General features: G+C 60.2%; 15 protein-coding genes and 1 pseudogene. 14 read left to right on the top strand and 2 right to left on the bottom strand.

Features of this window, described 5'->3' with window-relative positions; genetic code table 11:
- Positions 1 to 60: 60 nt before the first annotated feature.
- A complete protein-coding gene (rsgA, locus tag TU84_RS00870) occupies positions 61 to 1,092 on the bottom strand; it encodes a small ribosomal subunit biogenesis GTPase RsgA (RefSeq protein ID WP_048366608.1) in 1,032 nt (343 codons plus the stop codon).
- 104 nt (positions 1,093 to 1,196) lie between these two features.
- Here rsgA and orn point away from each other — a divergent pair, with 104 nt between their 5' ends.
- Complete coding sequence (gene orn / locus TU84_RS00865; RefSeq protein ID WP_048366607.1) at positions 1,197 to 1,739, top strand: oligoribonuclease; 543 nt, start codon at positions 1,197 to 1,199, stop codon at positions 1,737 to 1,739.
- 131 nt (positions 1,740 to 1,870) lie between these two features.
- Positions 1,871 to 2,482, top strand: a complete 612-nt coding sequence (locus TU84_RS00860; RefSeq protein ID WP_048366606.1) for a trimeric intracellular cation channel family protein — start codon at positions 1,871 to 1,873, stop codon at positions 2,480 to 2,482.
- 223 nt (positions 2,483 to 2,705) lie between these two features.
- Here the strand turns inward: TU84_RS00860 and queG are convergent, their stop codons facing one another.
- Positions 2,706 to 3,773 (bottom strand): tRNA epoxyqueuosine(34) reductase QueG, encoded by a 1,068-nt coding sequence (gene queG, locus TU84_RS00855; protein WP_048366605.1) that lies wholly within the window; start codon positions 3,771 to 3,773, stop codon positions 2,706 to 2,708.
- Positions 3,774 to 3,835: 62 nt separating this feature from the next.
- On the opposite strand from queG, the gene TU84_RS00850 reads away from it, so the two are divergent.
- From TU84_RS00850 to TU84_RS26700, 12 genes and pseudogenes are all read left to right on the top strand, one after another.
- Positions 3,836 to 4,696: an NAD(P)H-hydrate dehydratase gene (locus TU84_RS00850; protein WP_048366604.1), complete on the top strand. Its 861-nt coding sequence runs from the start codon at positions 3,836 to 3,838 to the stop codon at positions 4,694 to 4,696.
- Positions 4,684 to 5,154, top strand: coding sequence for a tRNA (adenosine(37)-N6)-threonylcarbamoyltransferase complex ATPase subunit type 1 TsaE (gene tsaE, locus TU84_RS00845; protein WP_048366603.1), 471 nt, complete (start codon positions 4,684 to 4,686; stop codon positions 5,152 to 5,154). The genes TU84_RS00850 and tsaE overlap by 13 nt, the downstream gene beginning before the upstream one ends.
- Positions 5,155 to 5,156: 2 nt before the next feature.
- Complete coding sequence (locus TU84_RS00840) at positions 5,157 to 6,599, top strand: N-acetylmuramoyl-L-alanine amidase (protein WP_206540839.1); 1,443 nt, start codon at positions 5,157 to 5,159, stop codon at positions 6,597 to 6,599.
- Positions 6,596 to 8,512, top strand: coding sequence for a DNA mismatch repair endonuclease MutL (gene mutL, locus TU84_RS00835; RefSeq protein WP_048366602.1), 1,917 nt, complete (start codon positions 6,596 to 6,598; stop codon positions 8,510 to 8,512). Before TU84_RS00840 ends, mutL begins: the two co-directional genes overlap by 4 nt.
- Positions 8,512 to 9,492: a tRNA (adenosine(37)-N6)-dimethylallyltransferase MiaA gene (gene miaA / locus TU84_RS00830; protein WP_048366601.1), complete on the top strand. Its 981-nt coding sequence runs from the start codon at positions 8,512 to 8,514 to the stop codon at positions 9,490 to 9,492. The genes mutL and miaA overlap by 1 nt, the downstream gene beginning before the upstream one ends.
- A gap of 90 nt (positions 9,493 to 9,582) precedes the next feature.
- Positions 9,583 to 9,843, top strand: a complete 261-nt coding sequence (hfq, locus tag TU84_RS00825; RefSeq protein ID WP_048366600.1) for an RNA chaperone Hfq — start codon at positions 9,583 to 9,585, stop codon at positions 9,841 to 9,843.
- A gap of 12 nt (positions 9,844 to 9,855) precedes the next feature.
- Positions 9,856 to 11,157 (top strand): ribosome rescue GTPase HflX, encoded by a 1,302-nt coding sequence (gene hflX, locus TU84_RS00820; RefSeq protein WP_048366599.1) that lies wholly within the window; start codon positions 9,856 to 9,858, stop codon positions 11,155 to 11,157.
- 96 nt (positions 11,158 to 11,253) lie between these two features.
- On the top strand, positions 11,254 to 12,438 hold the full coding sequence (gene hflK / locus TU84_RS00815; RefSeq protein WP_048366598.1) for an FtsH protease activity modulator HflK: 1,185 nt from the start codon (positions 11,254 to 11,256) through the stop codon (positions 12,436 to 12,438).
- Positions 12,438 to 13,310, top strand: coding sequence for a protease modulator HflC (gene hflC, locus TU84_RS00810; protein WP_048366597.1), 873 nt, complete (start codon positions 12,438 to 12,440; stop codon positions 13,308 to 13,310). Before hflK ends, hflC begins: the two co-directional genes overlap by 1 nt.
- 344 nt (positions 13,311 to 13,654) lie before the next feature.
- Positions 13,655 to 14,842, top strand: a complete 1,188-nt coding sequence (locus TU84_RS00805) for an ATP phosphoribosyltransferase regulatory subunit (protein ID WP_048366596.1) — start codon at positions 13,655 to 13,657, stop codon at positions 14,840 to 14,842.
- Between the two features lie 54 nt (positions 14,843 to 14,896).
- The gene (locus TU84_RS00800) at positions 14,897 to 16,186 is read left to right on the top strand and encodes an adenylosuccinate synthase (RefSeq protein WP_048366595.1); all 1,290 of its coding nucleotides are present in this window, start codon (positions 14,897 to 14,899) and stop codon (positions 16,184 to 16,186) included.
- A 417-nt stretch (positions 16,187 to 16,603) separates the two neighbouring features.
- A pseudogene (locus tag TU84_RS26700) lies at positions 16,604 to 17,347 on the top strand (methyl-accepting chemotaxis protein); the annotation flags it as partial.
- Positions 17,348 to 17,358 lie beyond the last annotated feature (11 nt).

Below are 17,358 nucleotides of genomic sequence, written 5' to 3'. Positions count from 1 at the left end.
ACCTGTGTAGGAGCGAGCTTGCCTCGCGATCTTTTAAACGATCGCGAGGCAAGCGCAGGCTTAGTAACTGCTTTCCGGCAAGCTCGCAATGATCGAGCGATAGCTGTTCATGCGCTGTTGCTGCACACGGCCGTCTTCCAGGGCCATCAACAACGCGCAGCCCGGCTCGCGGTCGTGCTTGCAGTCGCGGAAGCGGCAGCGGCCGATCAAGTCGTTGAACTCGATAAAGCCCGCCTCAACGTCAGCACGGCTGACGTGGCCCAGGCCAAATTCACGAATACCCGGTGAGTCGATCAACTGACCGCCGCCCGGGAAGTGGAACAACCGCGCGGTGGTGGTGGTGTGCGTGCCCTGACCGGACAGCTCCGACAGCGGCCCGACCCGCAGGTTGACCTCCGGCAGCAAGCTGTTGACCAGCGAGGATTTACCCACGCCCGACTGCCCCACAAACACGCTGATACGGCCGTTGAGTTGCTCTTGCAACTGCTGCATGCCGTCACCGTGGTGCGCTGATACTTCCAGCACCGGGTAGCCCAACTGGCGATAAACCCCCAGCAGTGCATTCAGAGCGGGTGCGTTTTGATCGTCGATCAAGTCTGCCTTGTTCAGCAGCAGGAACGGGCGGATCCCGGCGTGCTCGGCAGCCACCAGGTAACGGTCGATCAGGTTGGCGTGAGGCTCGGGCATTGGCGCGAAGACGATCACGATCATGTCGACGTTGGCCGCGACCGGCTTGAGCTGGCCACGGTTGTCGGGGCGGCACAGTTCGGTTTTGCGCGGCAACTGGGCGACGATCACGCCGATGCCCTGATTACCTGCGCGCCACACCACGGTGTCACCGGTTACCAGTGCGGGCAGGTTGGCGCGCAAGTGGCAACGGAACGTCTGGCCTTTCAGCTCGCCTTCTTGAGCCTCGACTTCGACCTGCACACCGAAGTGCGCGATCACCAGGCCGAGTTGCTCGGGGCCTAAGTCGCCGCCCTCAAGCGCTTCAAGGGCGCTGGATTCGCGTTTGGCGGCGCGGGCAGCGCGCTCGCCCTGGATCTTTTCGATGCGCCAGTTTTGGCGACGATTGAGCTGGCGTTTGGCCATGGGTGTTCCGTGTAGATAACGATAAGAAGGGTAAAACGCTGGCGAGTTTAGCACGTGGGCCGGGCGCCTAAGCTAAACTGCGCGACTAAGCACTGGAGGCCTTTATGAACAACGCGCAGAACCTGATCTGGATCGACCTGGAAATGACCGGCCTTGATCCGGACAACGACGTCATTATCGAAATGGCCACCATCGTCACCGACAGCAACCTCAACACCTTGGCTGAAGGCCCGGTGATTGCCATCCACCACAGCGACGAAGTGCTCGCCCGCATGGACGAATGGAACACCCGCACCCACGGCGCCAGCGGCCTGACCCAGCGGGTCAAGGACAGCACCGTGAGCATGGCACAAGCCGAAGCGCAGACCCTGGCCTTCCTTGAACAGTGGGTACCTAAAGGCAAATCGCCGATCTGCGGCAACAGCATCTGCCAGGACCGGCGTTTTCTGTACACCCACATGAAGGCCCTCGAAAGCTACTTCCACTACCGCAACCTGGACGTCTCGACCCTCAAGGAACTGGTCGCCCGTTGGGCGCCGGAAGTGCGCGATACCCTGGTAAAAAAAGGCACGCACCTGGCGCTGGACGATATCCGCGAGTCGATTGCCGAGCTGCAGCATTACCGCAAGCACTTCATCAAGTTCTAAAGACGCCTGTTTGCTTTAAAGATCAAAAGATCGCGAGGCAAGCTCGCTCCTACAGGGGGTGTGTTTTTTGCCCCCTTTTGGTGCTCTCAGCAACTGAGTAGACTGCGCGCCTCATTGCAAGGATCGCCGCCATGTTGCTGATGCTCTATTTAGTCGCCATTACTGCTGAAGCCATGACCGGCGCGCTGTCTGCCGGGCGTCGGGGCATGGACTGGTTTGGTGTGGTGCTGATTGCCTGCGTCACCGCGCTGGGCGGCGGCTCGGTCCGTGATGTGCTGCTGGGGCATTACCCGCTGACGTGGGTTAAACACCCGGAATACCTGGTGCTCACCACCTTTGCCGCGTTGGTGACGATCTTTATCGCACCGCTGATGCGCCATTTGCGTTCACTGTTTTTGGTGCTCGATGCGCTGGGGCTGGTGGCGTTTACCCTGATCGGCTGCATGACCGCCCTGGAAATGGGCCAGGGCATGCTGGTGGCGTCGGTGAGCGGGGTGATTACCGGCGTGTTTGGCGGCATCCTGCGTGACATCTTCTGCAACGACATCCCGTTGATCTTCCGTCGCGAACTCTACGCCAGCGTGTCCTTCGCGGCCGCGTGGTGCTTTTTGCTGTGCACCTACCTGAACATGCCCAACGAACAGGCGATCTTCGTCACCTTATTCGGCGGGCTCTTGCTGCGCTTGTTGGCGATTCGCTTTAACTGGGAAATGCCCAAGTTCGTGTACAACGACGAGCATTAATCGGCCAGCAGCGAATCCGCCAGCGCGCGGGCCGTCTCCATGTTGTGAATGACCTGCCAGAGTTACTCGGCCTCAATGCCTGACAGGTGGGTGTTGGGGATTATGTGGGAATTGCAGGCATTCCCTTGTGGGAGCGGGCTTGCTCGCGATGCAGGCGACGCGGTAAGTCAGGTGTTATGCGTCGATGCCATCGCGAGCAAGCCCGCTCCCACAGAGTTCTGCTTCATACTCGCTCAGCATGTTGCTTTAGCGCCCATTCCACATGCTCTTGCACCAGCTCCGACGGGTACTCACGCCGCGCTTTCAGCGCTTCCAGCACCGGAATGGTCGATGGCGCGTTGCCCAGCCCCACCGCCAAGTTGCGCAGCCAGCGCTCGTAACCGGCCCGGCGCAGGGGCGAGCCTTCGGTGCTGCTCAAAAACTTGTCTTCGTCCCACATGAACAATTCGGCCAGTTCGGCGTTGTCCAGGTTGTGCCGGGGCTTGAAGTCGCCCTCAAGGGTGCTGCGGGCGAAGCGGTTCCAGGGGCAGACGATCTGGCAGTCGTCGCAGCCAAACACCCGGTTGCCCATCATTGAGCGCAGTTCTTCCGGGATCGCGGTTTTAAGCTCGATGGTCAGGTACGAAATGCACCGCCGCGCATCCAGTACATACGGCCCGACAAACGCCTTGGTCGGGCAAATGTCCAGGCATGCGCTGCAGCGCCCGCAGTGTTCGGTGGTGTGGGGTTCGTCCTCGGGCAGCGGTATGTCGACAAACAGTTCACTTAAAAAGAAATAACTGCCCGCTTTGCGGTTGAGCACCAGGGTGTTTTTGCCGATCCAGCCCAGCCCGGCTTTTTGCGCGATGGCTTTTTCCAGCACCGGGGCGCTGTCAACGAAGGCGCGAAAGCCGAACGGGCCTATTTCGGCCTGAATGCGATCGGCCAACTGTTGCACGCGTTTGCGGATCAGCTTGTGGTAGTCGCGGCCCAGGGCGTAGCGCGACACGTAGGCTTTTTCGGGTTGGGCCAGCAATTGCGCCATGTGCGTGTCGCCGGGCAGGTAGTCCATGCGCAACGACACCACGCGCAAGGTGCCAGGCACCAGCTCTTCGGGGTGCGAACGTTTGCTGCCGTGGGCGCCCATGTATTCCATGTCGCCGTGGTAGCCCGCGGCCAGCCAGCGTTCAAGGTGTTGCTCGTGTTCCCCCAGATCAAGGCCGGCAATGGCGACTTGTTGAAAGCCCAACTCACGGCCCCATTCCTTGATGGACTGGGCGAGAGCGGGGAGGTCGGCAGTAATAGCAGGCATGAGGCAAGAGAAACCAGAGCTGAGATGCGTATAATTCTGCCAGACATCGGAGCCCGACACGCATGCCGCAGACCAAACACCTCTTTGCTGACCCCCAACCGCTGCTGGCAGACACCCTGCCACGGCTGCCTGCACGTGCGCCCGACGCCCACAAAGGCCAGTTCGGCCATGTGCTGCTGATTGGCGGTGACCGGGGTTTTGGCGGCTCCATTACCCTCAGCGCCCAGAGCGCCTTGCGCTGTGGTGCCGGGCTGGTGTCACTGGCCACCCGCCCGGAGCATGTGCCCGCGGCCTTGACCCGCTTGCCCGAGGTGATGACCCTCGGCGTGTCGTCGGCCAACCAGTTAATGGGCGTGTTGGCGCAAGCCAGCGTGGTTGTGGTGGGGCCGGGCTTGGGGCAGGCCGCGTGGGGGCGCAGCTTGCTGTCTGCGGCGGCTCAGGCAAAAAAGCCACAAGTCTGGGATGCCGATGCGCTCAATCTGTTGTCCAACGCTGACTGTGCGCTGCCAGCAGGCTGCGTGCTCACCCCGCACCCCGGCGAAGCCGCGCGTTTGCTGGGGTTGAGCACCGAGCAGGTGCAGGCGGACCGCCCTGCGGCGGCCCGTGCGCTGGTTAAAAAATACTCAGCTGTGTGCGTTCTTAAGGGGGCGGGCACGCTGATTGCCGGGCTGGAAGGCCAATTGGCGCTGTGCACGCACGGCCATCCGGCCATGGCCACGGCGGGTTTGGGCGACGTGCTGGCCGGTGTGGTCGGTGCGCTGCTGGCGCAGGGCATGAGCGCCTTTGATGCCGCGTGCCTGGCGGTGTGGCTGCATGCCCGTGCCGGCGAACAACAAGGACAATTGGGCCGTGGGCTGGCGGCCAGTGATTTGATACCAGCCATTCGTCAGTTGTTGGAGGAGCAAACACCGTGTCTGAATTAACACTGCATCTGGCGGATGAAGAGGCCATGGTCGCCTTTGGCGGGCAGTTGGCTAACATCACCCAGGGGCATGGGCTGATTTTTCTGGAAGGGGACTTGGGGGCGGGTAAAACCACCCTGTCACGCGGCATTATTCGCGGCCTGGGCCACACCGGCGCGGTTAAAAGCCCGACGTTTACCCTGGTTGAACCTTACGAAATTGGCGACATCCGCGCTTACCACTTCGACCTGTATCGCCTGGTTGACCCGGAAGAGCTGGAATTTATGGGGATTCGCGACTATTTCGACGAAGACGCCCTATGCTTGATTGAGTGGCCCCAGAAAGGTGCGGGCTTTTTGCCAAAGGCCGACCTGACCATTACCATTAGGCCGCATAACACCGGGCGCGCGCTGACGTTGTCGCCCCAAGGTTCGCGTGGCGAGGCTTGGTGCGCTGCAGTGGCGCTGGAATACAAATAATGATGGGGTTTGGTATGCGCTTTCGCGCGTTAGTGAGTGTCGTGGGTCTGTTGCTGAGTGTCATGGCGGTTAATGCCATAGCAGCGACACAAGTGAAAAGCGTGCGTTTGTGGCGTGCCCCGGACAATACGCGGCTGGTGTTTGACCTGACCGGCCCGGTGCAGCACAGCGTGTTTACGCTGACGGCGCCAGACCGTCTGGTGATTGATATCAACGGCGCCACCCTGGCCGGGCCGCTGAATGTGGCCACGGCCAATACGCCGATCACCAGCATGCGCTCGGCGCAGCGCACGCCGACCGACCTGCGGGTGGTCATCGACCTGAAAAAACCGGTGACCCCCAAAAGCTTTGTGCTGGCCCCTAACGCCCAGTACGGCAACCGCCTGGTGGTCGATTTGTTCGATCAGGGCGCAGACCTGACGCCAAGCCTGCCCGCCACGACAGTGGCCAAGGTGCCTGTGGTGCCGGTACCTGTCCCTGTTCCGGTCACGCCTGCCCAGCCTGATATCAAGCTGCCGCCGGTGCCGAGCGGCAAACGCGAAATTGTCGTGGTGATCGACCCCGGCCACGGCGGCGAAGACCCGGGTGCTTCGGGTTCTGCAGGCCAACACGAGAAGAACGTGGTGCTGGCGATTGCCAAAGAGTTGCAGCGCCAGATCAACGGCATGCGCGGCTTCCGGGCTGAGCTGACCCGTACCGGCGACTATTTCATCCCGTTGCGTGGCCGTACCGAAATCGCCCGTAAAAAGGGTGCCGACCTGTTTGTGTCGATTCACGCTGACGCTGCGCCGTCCAAGGCGGCGTTTGGTGCGTCGGTGTTTGCCTTGTCTGAACGCGGCGCCACGTCCGAGACGGCGCGCTGGCTGGCTGACAGCGAAAACCGTTCTGACTTGATCGGCGGCGCGGGCAACGTGAGCCTCGATGACAAAGACAAAATGCTCGCAGGCGTGCTGCTCGACCTGTCGATGACCGCCTCGCTGACCTCCAGCCTTAACGTCGGCCAGAAGGTTCTGAGCAACATCGGCCGGGTCACGCCGTTGCACAAGCAGCGCGTGGAGCAAGCCGGGTTTATGGTGCTCAAGTCGCCGGATATCCCGTCGATCCTCGTGGAAACCGGCTTTATCTCGAACGCCAACGAAGCCTCGAAACTGTCCTCGACCAGCCATCAGCAAGCGCTGGCGCGTTCGATCAGCAGTGGCGTGCGCCAGTTCTTCCAGCAAAACCCGCCGCCGGGCACGTACATCGCATGGCTGCGTGACACCGGCAAAATCGCCCAAGGGGCCCGTGAACACACGGTTCGCCCAGGCGAAACCCTGGCGATGATTGCGGTGCGTTACCAAGTGGGCGTGGCGACGCTGCGCTCCACCAACGGCTTGAAAAGCGATGAACTGAAAATCGGTCAAAACTTGAGCATTCCGGCCACCGAGCTGGTGACCAAGCAATGAGTGATGAGGTGATGAACAGTGCCCGCATTGAACTGCTTAGCCCGCGGCTGGCTAACCAGATTGCGGCGGGTGAAGTGGTTGAACGCCCGGCCTCGGTGATTAAAGAGTTGCTGGAAAACAGCCTCGACTCGGGTGCCAAGCGCATTGATGTGGACGTCGAGCAGGCCGGGATCAAGCTGCTGCGGGTGCGTGATGACGGCAGCGGTATTTCCAGTGACGACTTGCCGCTGGCGCTGGCGCGACACGCCACCAGCAAGATCCGCGACCTCGAAGACCTTGAGCGGGTGATGAGCCTGGGCTTTCGGGGCGAGGCGCTGGCTTCGATCAGTTCGGTGGCCCGTCTGACCCTGACCTCGCGCACCCGTGGCGCCGAGCAGGCGTGGCAGGTCGAAACCGAAGGCCGCGACATGGCCCCGCGGGTTCAGCCAGCGGCGCACCCGGTGGGCACTTCGGTTGAAGTGCGCGACCTGTTTTTCAACACCCCGGCGCGGCGCAAATTCCTCAAGACCGAAAAAACCGAATTCGATCACCTGCAAGAAGTGATCAAGCGTCTGGCTTTGGCGCGTTTTGATGTGGCGTTCAACTTGCGCCACAACGGCAAAAGCATCCTCAATCTGCACGAAGCCCGCGATGCCACGGCCCGCGCCCGGCGGGTGGCGGCGGTGTGTGGCCCGGCGTTCCTGGAGCAGGCGCTGCCCATCGAGGTAGAGCGCAACGGCCTGCATTTATGGGGCTGGGTAGGCTTGCCGACGTTTTCCCGCAGCCAGGCCGACTTGCAGTACTTCTATGTGAATGGCCGTGCGGTGCGCGACAAGCTGGTGGCGCACGCGGTGCGTCAGGCGTACCGCGATGTGCTGTTCAATGGTCGGCACCCGACCTTTGTGCTGTTTTTTGAAGTCGATCCGTCGGTGGTCGACGTCAACGTGCACCCGACCAAACACGAAGTGCGTTTCCGTGACGGGCGCATGGTGCACGACTTTTTGTACGGCACGCTGCACCGCGCGCTGGGCGACGTACGCCCCGAAGACCAACTGGCCGCGCCTGCGCCGGTGCCGGGGGCTGAGCGCCCGACCGGGATCGACGCCGGTGAGTTCGGCCCGCAAGGCGAGATGCGCCTGGCCGCGCACCTGCTTGAGCAGCCTCAGGCGGCACCGGCTGCGCACGTGCCGGGTTCCGGTGCGGGTGCGGGTGCGGGTTATCAGTCTTACTACCGGCCGCCGACTTCCGGGCCGTCCATGGCGACCGCCGAAGCCAAAAATGCCTACCGCGAGTTTTTCGCGCCATTGCCCGAGGCCACGGCGGCGCCGATGCCCGAGGGGCAGGGTGATATTCCGCCATTGGGCTTTGCCCTGGCGCAGCTCAAGGGTATCTATATCCTTGCGGAAAACGCCCACGGCCTGGTGCTGGTGGACATGCACGCGGCCCACGAGCGGATCATGTACGAGCGCCTCAAAATCGCCATGGCCAGCGAAGGCCTGAGCGGTCAGCCGCTGCTGGTGCCTGAGTCGATTGCGGTCAGCCAGCGTGAAGCCGATTGCGCCGAAGAGCACGGCGAGTGGTTCCGCCGCCTGGGTTTCGAGTTGCAGCGCTTGGGCCCGGAGACTCTGGCCATTCGCCAGATCCCGGCCTTGCTCAAGCAGGCCGAGGCGCAGCGCCTGGTGCATGACGTGCTGGCCGACTTGATGGAGTACGGCACCAGTGACCGGATCCAGGCGCACCTCAACGAATTGCTCGGCACCATGGCGTGCCACGGCGCGATCCGCGCCAATCGGCGCTTGGCCATCCCGGAAATGAACGGCTTGTTGCGTGACATGGAAAACACCGAGCGCAGCGGTCAGTGCAATCATGGTCGTCCCACCTGGACCCAAATGGGCCTGGACGACTTGGACAAACTCTTTTTGCGCGGTCGCTGATGACAGGTTCCAAGGCTTTACCCCCGGCCATATTTTTGATGGGCCCCACCGCCGCAGGCAAAACGGATCTGGCGATCGAGCTGAGCAAAGTATTGCCGTGCGAGCTGGTCAGCGTGGATTCGGCGCTGGTGTATCGCGGCATGGACATCGGCACGGCCAAGCCGTCCAAAGAAATTCTGGCGGCGCACCCGCACCGGTTGATCGACATCATTGACCCGGCCGAGAGCTATTCGGCGGCTGATTTTCGCCGCGATGCGCTGCAGTCCATGGCCGAGATCACCGCACGGGGCAATATCCCGCTGTTGGTGGGTGGCACAATGTTGTATTACAAAGCGTTGCTTGAAGGCCTGGCCGACATGCCGGCCGCCGACCCGCAGGTGCGGGCGCAACTTGAAGAAGAAGCCCAACGCCTTGGCTGGCAGGCGCTGCATGATCAGTTGGCAGCGGTCGACCCGGAGTCGGCGGCGCGCATTCACCCCAATGACCCGCAGCGTCTGACCCGGGCGTTAGAGGTGTATCGGGTGAGCGGCCTGAGCATGACGGCCCACCGGCACAAACAATCTGAAGAATCTACTAAAGCAGCAGCTTCTGGCGGCGGCCAATTGCCCTATACTGTCGCCCAACTGGCCATCGCTCCGGCGAACCGGCAGGTGCTGCATGAAAGAATCGCGCAAAGATTCATGCAAATGCTGGAACAGGGATTCATCGACGAGGTCTTAGCCCTGCGAGATAGAAGTGACCTGCACGCCGGGTTGCCGTCTATACGTGCAGTGGGCTACCGCCAAGTCTGGGATTATCTGGACGGCAAGCTGACAGCGACCGAGATGCAGGAGCGCGGCATCATTGCTACGCGCCAATTGGCCAAACGTCAGTTCACCTGGTTGCGCGGTTGGGATGATCTACATTGGCTGGACAGCCTGGACTGCGACAATCTGCCGCGCGCCTTGAAATACTTGGGATCGGTCTCCATATTGAGCTGAGTCCCGGAAATTGCCGTCTATCCTATGGGTATGGCGACATCGCCATCTAATTTTTGTATCTATTTTTTTATCCTTACAGGAGTGCGGCACATGTCAAAAGGGCATTCGCTACAAGACCCTTACTTGAATACTTTGCGTAAAGAGAAGGTTGGCGTTTCCATCTACCTGGTCAACGGTATCAAGCTGCAGGGGACTATCGAGTCGTTCGACCAGTTCGTGATCCTGCTGAAAAACACCGTGAGCCAAATGGTTTACAAACACGCTATCTCGACAGTCGTCCCAGTACGTCCGATCCGTCTGCCTAGCGCGAGCGAATCTGATCTGGCAGACGCTGAGCCAGGTAACGCTTGATAGGAGTCTCCTTTGTTCTTTGAGCGCCACGGTGGTGGTGAGCGGGCGATCCTCGTTCACTTGGAAGTTCAGGACCCTGAGGCGCACGAAGATCCGCAGGAGTTCCAGGAGTTAGCAGTATCGGCTGGCGCCGAGACCGTCGCGTTTTTCAACGTGCCGCGTCATCGGCCTTCGGCCAAGTACCTGATTGGCAGTGGCAAGGTCGAGGAGTTGCGCGACCTGGTCAAGGCCGAGAAGGTCGACATTGTGATTTTCAATCACGTCCTCACGCCCAGTCAGGAGCGTAACCTCGAACGTGTGTTCGAGTGTCGCGTGCTTGACCGCACCGGGCTGATTCTCGACATCTTCGCTCAACGCGCCCGTACCCATGAAGGCAAGCTACAGGTCGAACTGGCCCAGCTTGATCACATGAGCACGCGTCTTGTGCGCGGCTGGACCCACCTTGAGCGTCAAGGTGGCGGCATTGGTATGCGCGGGCCGGGTGAAACCCAGCTCGAAACCGACCGCCGTCTGTTGCGTATCCGCATCAGCCAGATCAAGTCGCGTCTGAAAAAAGTCCGCAGCCAACGTGAACAGTCCCGTAGAGGGCGCCAACGCGCCGATATTCCTACGGTGTCGCTGGTGGGGTATACCAACGCCGGTAAGTCCACGTTGTTCAATGCGGTCACGCAGTCAGACGTATTTGCCGCAGACCAATTGTTCGCCACGCTCGACCCGACCTTGCGCCGCGTTGACCTGGACGACCTGGGGCCGATCGTACTGGCCGATACCGTGGGCTTTATTCGTCACTTGCCGCACAAGCTTGTTGAAGCATTCCGGTCTACGCTCGAAGAGTCGAGCAATTCGGATTTGCTGCTGCACGTGATCGACGCGCATGAGCCTGAGCGTATGCAGCAGATCGAACAGGTGATGATCGTCCTCAACGAGATTGGCGCGCAGGACTTGCCGATCCTTGAGGTCTACAACAAAATCGATTTGCTTGAAGGTGTAGAGCCGCAGATCCAGCGTGATGCCGATGGCAAACCGCAGCGGGTCTGGTTGTCGGCCCGTGAAAACCAAGGTCTGGAGCTGCTTGAACAGGCCATTGCCGAGTTGCTGGGCAGTGATTTGTTCGTTGGCACCTTGCGCTTGCCGCAACGTTTTGCTCGACTGCGTGCACAGTTCTTCGAACTGGGGGTTGTGCAAAAAGAAGCGCATGACGATGAGGGCTCCAGTTTGTTGGACGTACGCCTGCCGCGTTCCGAGCTCAATCGCTTGGTCAGCCGTGAAGGGATGCAACCGCTGGAATTCATCGAAGAACACACTTTGCAATAAAAGCCTCCTAAAGCGGCCGTGCCGCTGTGGTAGGCATTCTGTAGCATTGGTCGGCGCGCCGTGGGCGCGTCTTTGCTTTATCAGATGGAGAGCGCTATGGCTTGGAATGAGCCGGGTGGCAACTCGAACAATCAAGATCCCTGGGGTAGCAAACGCCCTAAAAATGGCGACCGCAAGGGACCACCGGATCTCGACGAGGCCTTCCGAAAGCTGCAGGAAAGCCTGAATGGGTTGTTCGGTGGTGGAAAAAAACGTACCGGTGGCGGTGGCAACGAAGGTGGCTCAGGCGGTAAGAGCGCCGGCTTCGGTGTGCTTGGCCTGGTACTGGTCGTTATGGCAGCCGTCTGGCTGTACAGCGCGGTTTATGTGGTCGACGAGCAGGAGCAAGCCGTCGTGCTGCGCCTGGGCAAGTACTACGACACGGTTGGTCCGGGTCTGAACATCTACTTGCCGCCGTTCGATAAAAAGTACATGGAAAACGTAACGCGTGAGCGTGCGTACACCAAGCAGGGCCAGATGCTCACTGAAGACGAAAACATCGTCGAAGTGCCGCTGACCGTGCAGTACAAGATCAGCAACCTGCGCGACTACGTGCTGAACGTTGATCAACCGGAAGTCAGTCTGCAGCAAGCCACAGACAGTGCCTTGCGTCACGTCGTGGGTTCCACGTCGATGGACCAGGTGTTGACCGATGGCCGTGAACAAATGGCCGTAGAGATCAAGGAGCGCCTGCAGCGTTTCCTCGATACCTACAAAACCGGTATTACGGTGACTCAGGTCAACGTACAAAACGCTGCTGCACCGCGTGAAGTACAAGAAGCCTTTGACGACGTGATCCGTGCCCGTGAAGACGAGCAGCGTGCCCGCAACCAGGCCGAAAGCTACGCCAATGGCGTGGTTCCGGAAGCCCGTGGTCAGGCACAGCGCATCATCGAAGATGCCAACGGTTACCGTGATGAAGTGGTGTCTCGCGCCAAGGGTGAAGCTGACCGCTTTACCAAGCTGGTGGCCGAGTACCGCAAAAATCCTGACGTGACCCGTGACCGTCTGTACCTGGACACCATGCAGGATGTCTTCAGCAACACCAGCAAAGTACTCGTGACCGGCAACAAAAACGGCCAGAGCAATCTGCTGTACTTGCCGTTGGACAAAATGATTGAAGGCCGTACTGGCGGCAGCAACTCGGTAACGGGTTCGGCAGCTGCGGCGAGCAGTTCTGATGCTGGCACGCACATCAACACGGATCTGCCGACACCACCGCGTACCAGGGAGAGTCGCTGATGAGCAATAAATCGCTGGTCGCCCTTATTGTTGCCGTTGTTGTGGCGATCGTTGCCTGGAACAGCTTTTACATCGTCTCGCAAACCGAACGTGCCGTGCTGTTGCGCTTCGGCCGTGTGGTTCAGGCCGATGTTCAGCCAGGCCTGCACGTGAAGATCCCTTACGTTAACCAGGTGCGCAAGTTTGACGCCCGCCTGATGACGCTGGATGCGCCGACGCAGCGTTTCCTGACGCTGGAAAAGAAAGCGGTCATGGTCGATGCTTTCGCCAAGTGGCGTGTGAAAGATGCCGAGCGCTTCTACACCGCGACCTCGGGCATGAAGCAGATTGCTGACGAGCGCCTGTCGCGTCGTCTGGAATCGGGCCTGCGTGACCAGTTCGGTAAGCGTACCCTGCACGAAGTGGTGTCGGGTGAGCGTGATGCATTGATGGCTGACATCACTGCATCGCTGAACAAAATGGCTGAGAAAGAGCTGGGTATTGAAGTGGTCGACGTTCGCGTCAAGGCCATTGACCTGCCTAAAGAAGTAAATCGCAGCGTTTTCGAACGTATGAGCACCGAGCGTGAGCGTGAAGCACGTGAGCATCGGGCCAAGGGTAACGAGCTGGCAGAAGGCATTCGTGCTGACGCCGACCGTCAACGTCGTGTTCTGCTGGCCGAGGCTTATCGCCAGTCCGAAGAAGCACGCGGTGATGGCGATGCCCAGGCTGCTGCGATTTACTCCAAGGCTTACGGTCAGGACCAGGAGTTCTACAAGTTCTATCGCAGCCTGCGCGCTTACCGCGAAAGCTTTGCGAACAAGAGCGACGTACTGGTTCTGGACCCAAGCAGCGAGTTCTTCCGCTACCTGGACAAGTCCAAGCCGCAGTAAACCTGTAGGAGCGAGCTTGCCTCGCGATCTTTTGATCTCCAAAAGCTCGCTCCTGCAGCAAAAAAGCATCCTGTACACGCACTCCGCCGGGCGGGCAAATTGCCTCGCGGGGTGATCCTTTTAGAAAACGTGTGTATGATGCGGCAGCCGGGAAATTCCCGGCTTTTTTGCGTCTGCATGTTTGATTGACCGAATGGCTATGACAGCATCGGTAGATTTTTCGAGGAATGTGCTGAGCCTGTCATTCAGGCTTTTTTGCTGTGCGCGCTAAAGACGCAGCCACGTTCTGCTTTACTCAAGGCTTGCCTGCTGGCTGGCCACCCGGATCATAGGGGAATGGCGTAATGGCAACGGTAGACCGCTGGCTTCTGCCAGATGGCATCGAAGAAGTACTTCCACCAGAGGCTGCGCGCATTGAAGTCGCGCGGCGTCAGGTGTTGGATCTGTTCCAGAGCTGGGGCTATGAGTTCGTCGTCACCCCGCATATCGAATACCTGGAGTCCCTGTTGACAGGGGCTGGCCAGGATCTCGATCTGCGGACCTTTAAGGTTATTGACCCCAAGACGGGTCGCCAGATGGGTTTTCGTGCCGACATCACGCCGCAAGTGGCGCGCATTGATGCGCATACCTTGCGTCATGAAGGCCCGAGCCGTCTGTGCTACGCCGGCAGCGTGCTGCATGCTCAACCGCGTGCATTGTCGTCCTCGCGCAGCCCGATCCAGTTGGGTGCCGAGTTGTATGGCGATGCCAGCCCGAGCAGCGACGTAGAAGTCATCAGCTTGATGCTGGCCATGCTGCAACTGGCCGATGTGCCGGATGTGCACATGGACCTGGGGCATGTCGGCATTTACCGTGGGCTGGCCCGTGCGGCCAACCTGTCGGTTGAAGTGGAACAACAATTGTTCGACGCCCTGCAACGCAAGGCGATCGACGAAGTAACAGCCTTGACCGAAGGTTTGCCGGCCGATCTGGCCGACATGCTTCAGGCATTGGTGGGTTTGTGTGGCGGCCGTGAAGTGCTGGTTGCTGCGCGTGAGCGTCTGGCCAAGGCTCCGGCCGAGGTGATGGCCGCTCTGGACGACTTGCAGGCAATTGCCGAGCGGTTGTCGGTGCGTTTCCCGCAGTTGCCGCTGTATTTTGACCTGGGTGAGTTGCGTGGGTATCACTACCACACAGGTGTGGTGTTTGCGGTGTTTGTTCCGGGCGTTGGGGATTCCATCGCCCAGGGCGGTCGTTATGACGATATCGGTGCTGTGTTTGGGCGTGCCCGTCCGGCGACCGGTTTTTCGACCGATTTGAAAACCCTGGTAACCCTGGGGCGTGCTGAGGCTCAGCTACCGTCTGGCGGTATCTGGATGCCTGACAGCACAGATGCGGCACTCTGGCAGCAGGTTTGCCAGCTTCGCAGTGAAGGTCAGCGTGTGGTTCAGGCATTGCCTGGCCAGCCACAGACCGCCGCCCGTGATGCGGACTGCGACCGCCAATTGATTCAGCAGAACGGCTTGTGGCACGTCGTGCCGCTGGCTTCTTGAGTTTTCCTGCCGGCGGTTGCCGGCACCAAGTTTGCGCGAATGAGGACAAGTGTTATGGGTAAGAATGTCGTAGTCCTGGGCACCCAGTGGGGTGATGAGGGCAAAGGCAAGATCGTTGATCTGCTGACCGAACATGCTGCCGCTGTAGTGCGCTACCAAGGTGGCCACAACGCTGGCCACACCTTGGTGATCGACGGCGAAAAAACCGTTCTGCACCTGATTCCGTCGGGCGTATTGCGCGAAGGCGTGCAGTGCCTGATCGGCAACGGTGTGGTGGTTGCTCCAGACGCTCTGTTGCGTGAAATCATCAAGCTGGAAGAGAAAGGCGTACCGGTGCGTGAGCGCCTGCGTATCAGCCCGTCCTGCCCGCTGATCCTGTCGTTCCACGTTGCACTGGACCAGGCCCGTGAAAAAGCCCGTGGCGAGCTGAAGATCGGTACCACCGGTCGCGGCATTGGCCCGGCATACGAAGACAAGGTTGCCCGTCGCGGTCTGCGCGTTGGCGATCTGCTGAACATGCCGCGTTTCGAAGCCAAACTGCGTGAGCTGGTGGATTACCACAACTTCATGCTGGTGGGTTACTACAAAGACACCGCCATCGACTTCGACAAGACGCTGGCCGAGTGCAAAGAATACGCTGAGCTGCTCAAGCCGCTGATGCTGGACGTGACCGCTGAGCTGCACGACCTGCGTCGCGCTGGCAAAGACATCATGTTCGAAGGCGCTCAAGGTTCGCTGCTGGACATCGACCACGGTACCTACCCGTACGTGACCAGCTCCAACACCACCGCCGGTGGCGTTGCGACCGGTTCGGGCGTTGGCCCGATGTTCCTGGACTACATCCTGGGCATCACCAAGGCTTACACCACTCGCGTAGGTTCGGGCCCGTTCCCGACTGAGCTGTTCGACGACGTCGGCGCTCACCTGGCCAAACAAGGTCACGAGTTCGGTGCAACCACCGGCCGTGCCCGTCGTTGCGGCTGGTTCGACGCCGTTATCCTGCGTCGCGCTATCGATGTGAACAGCATCTCGGGTATCTGCCTGACCAAGCTGGACGTACTCGACGGTCTGGAAACCATCAACATCTGCGTTGGCTACAAAGATGCAGACGGCAACGAAGTGGCGCCAACCGACGCTGACAGCTACGTAGGCCTGCAGCCTGTGTACGAAGAAGTACCGGGCTGGACTGAATCGACCGTGGGTGCCAAAACCCTGGAAGAGCTGCCAGAAAACGCCCGTGCTTACATCAAGCGCGTAGAAGCACTGATCGGCGCGCCGATCGACATCGTCTCGACAGGTCCGGACCGCAACGAAACCATCGTTCTGCGTCACCCGTTCGCGTAACACGTCGCGATGCAAAACAAAGGGCCCTTCGGGGCCCTTTGTTGTTTTAGCCAGATCCACGGCATGACCCTTGCTTCAAAAACCTCATAAGCGTGCCATCAAAATAATGGCACCGTTGTGGAGGGGTTTTCTGTGTCTGCCGTACTCTCATTGTTACAAAGCCGTTTATTGCGGCCGGTATTCGTTACCCTCGGTATCGCTCTTTTGGTGCAAGTGCTGGTGGCTGTCGCACTGACGCGGAGCACGGTCACGGCCCTGGAGTCTGATCTGGATGCGGGGCTGAGTGCAGACAGCAAACAGTTGGCGGCCGAACTGGAGTTGGCCGGGCGTGAGGTCAAGAGCAACCTGGACGGGTTGTCGGTCAGCACCCGCCAACGCCTGACCGCAGGCCTGGAGCCGCGCCTAAAAGACGAACAGATGCAGCTCTGGGAAATGCTCGAGCAGAGCCTCAAAGACTCCGCGAACGACATGGCGCAGTTGCTGGCGGCCGTTTCGTCCAGGGCCATTTGGGACAACGATGTGCCGACACTGTCGGACTTCGCTCGGCGTGCCCAGCGCAATCCCAATGTGCTGTTCGTGGTGTATGACGATGCCTCGGGGCAGCATCTGACGCGCTACCTCAACCGTGATAACCCGATCAATAAAGCCCTGCTGGAAAAGGGCAAGGGCGAGCGCGCGCTGGATAAAGTCCTCGATGCTGCGCGCAACGATCCGGCGGTGTATTACCTCGAAGCGCCCATCAGCCCCAACGGCGTTGTGATCGGCAAAGTGTTGATGGGCGTTTCTACTGCGTCGATCGAACAGTCTCTGGCGGCGCTGGATCAGCGTTTTGCGTCGTTGATTGTGAACAGTGATCAGTTGGTCGACGACAGCCTGCAAGGCGCGGCCAGCGAAAGCTCCAAAGCCCTGGGCGCGCGTTTGCAGTCGGCGCAGGCAGCGGCCGCACAAATGCAGGTCAATACCGCGCATACCGTACGCGAGGCGGCAGAAGCGCTGCGCTGGCGCATCGGCTTGAGCCTGGCGCTGGTGGGGCTTGGGGTGTTGCTGGTGCTGGCGGTGGTGTTGGGACGGCGCGTGGTGAGCAAGTTACTGCTGCTTAACGCCGCCCTGAATGACCTGGCGGCGGGCGAAGGTGACCTGACCAAACGCGTGGGCCTGAACAGCAAAGACGA

Source organism: Pseudomonas helleri (assembly GCF_001043025.1).
Classification (GTDB): Bacteria; Pseudomonadota; Gammaproteobacteria; order Pseudomonadales; family Pseudomonadaceae; genus Aquipseudomonas; species Aquipseudomonas helleri.
The sequence above is the reverse complement of the archived record's forward strand: the minus strand, read 5'-3'. Positions and strand labels throughout refer to the sequence as shown.

Coding starts and splice junctions, on each gene's coding strand:
- queG (WP_048366605.1), bottom strand. CDS start 3,773: ATGCCTGCTATTACTGCCGACCTCCCCGCTCTCGCCCAGTCCATCAAG.
- TU84_RS00805 (WP_048366596.1), top strand. CDS start 13,655: ATGGCAACGGTAGACCGCTGGCTTCTGCCAGATGGCATCGAAGAAGTA.
- rsgA (WP_048366608.1), bottom strand. CDS start 1,092: ATGGCCAAACGCCAGCTCAATCGTCGCCAAAACTGGCGCATCGAAAAG.
- orn (WP_048366607.1), top strand. CDS start 1,197: ATGAACAACGCGCAGAACCTGATCTGGATCGACCTGGAAATGACCGGC.
- TU84_RS00800 (WP_048366595.1), top strand. CDS start 14,897: ATGGGTAAGAATGTCGTAGTCCTGGGCACCCAGTGGGGTGATGAGGGC.
- mutL (WP_048366602.1), top strand. CDS start 6,596: ATGAGTGATGAGGTGATGAACAGTGCCCGCATTGAACTGCTTAGCCCG.
- TU84_RS00840 (WP_206540839.1), top strand. CDS start 5,157: ATGGGGTTTGGTATGCGCTTTCGCGCGTTAGTGAGTGTCGTGGGTCTG.
- hfq (WP_048366600.1), top strand. CDS start 9,583: ATGTCAAAAGGGCATTCGCTACAAGACCCTTACTTGAATACTTTGCGT.
- TU84_RS00860 (WP_048366606.1), top strand. CDS start 1,871: ATGTTGCTGATGCTCTATTTAGTCGCCATTACTGCTGAAGCCATGACC.
- miaA (WP_048366601.1), top strand. CDS start 8,512: ATGACAGGTTCCAAGGCTTTACCCCCGGCCATATTTTTGATGGGCCCC.
- hflC (WP_048366597.1), top strand. CDS start 12,438: ATGAGCAATAAATCGCTGGTCGCCCTTATTGTTGCCGTTGTTGTGGCG.
- TU84_RS00850 (WP_048366604.1), top strand. CDS start 3,836: ATGCCGCAGACCAAACACCTCTTTGCTGACCCCCAACCGCTGCTGGCA.
- hflK (WP_048366598.1), top strand. CDS start 11,254: ATGGCTTGGAATGAGCCGGGTGGCAACTCGAACAATCAAGATCCCTGG.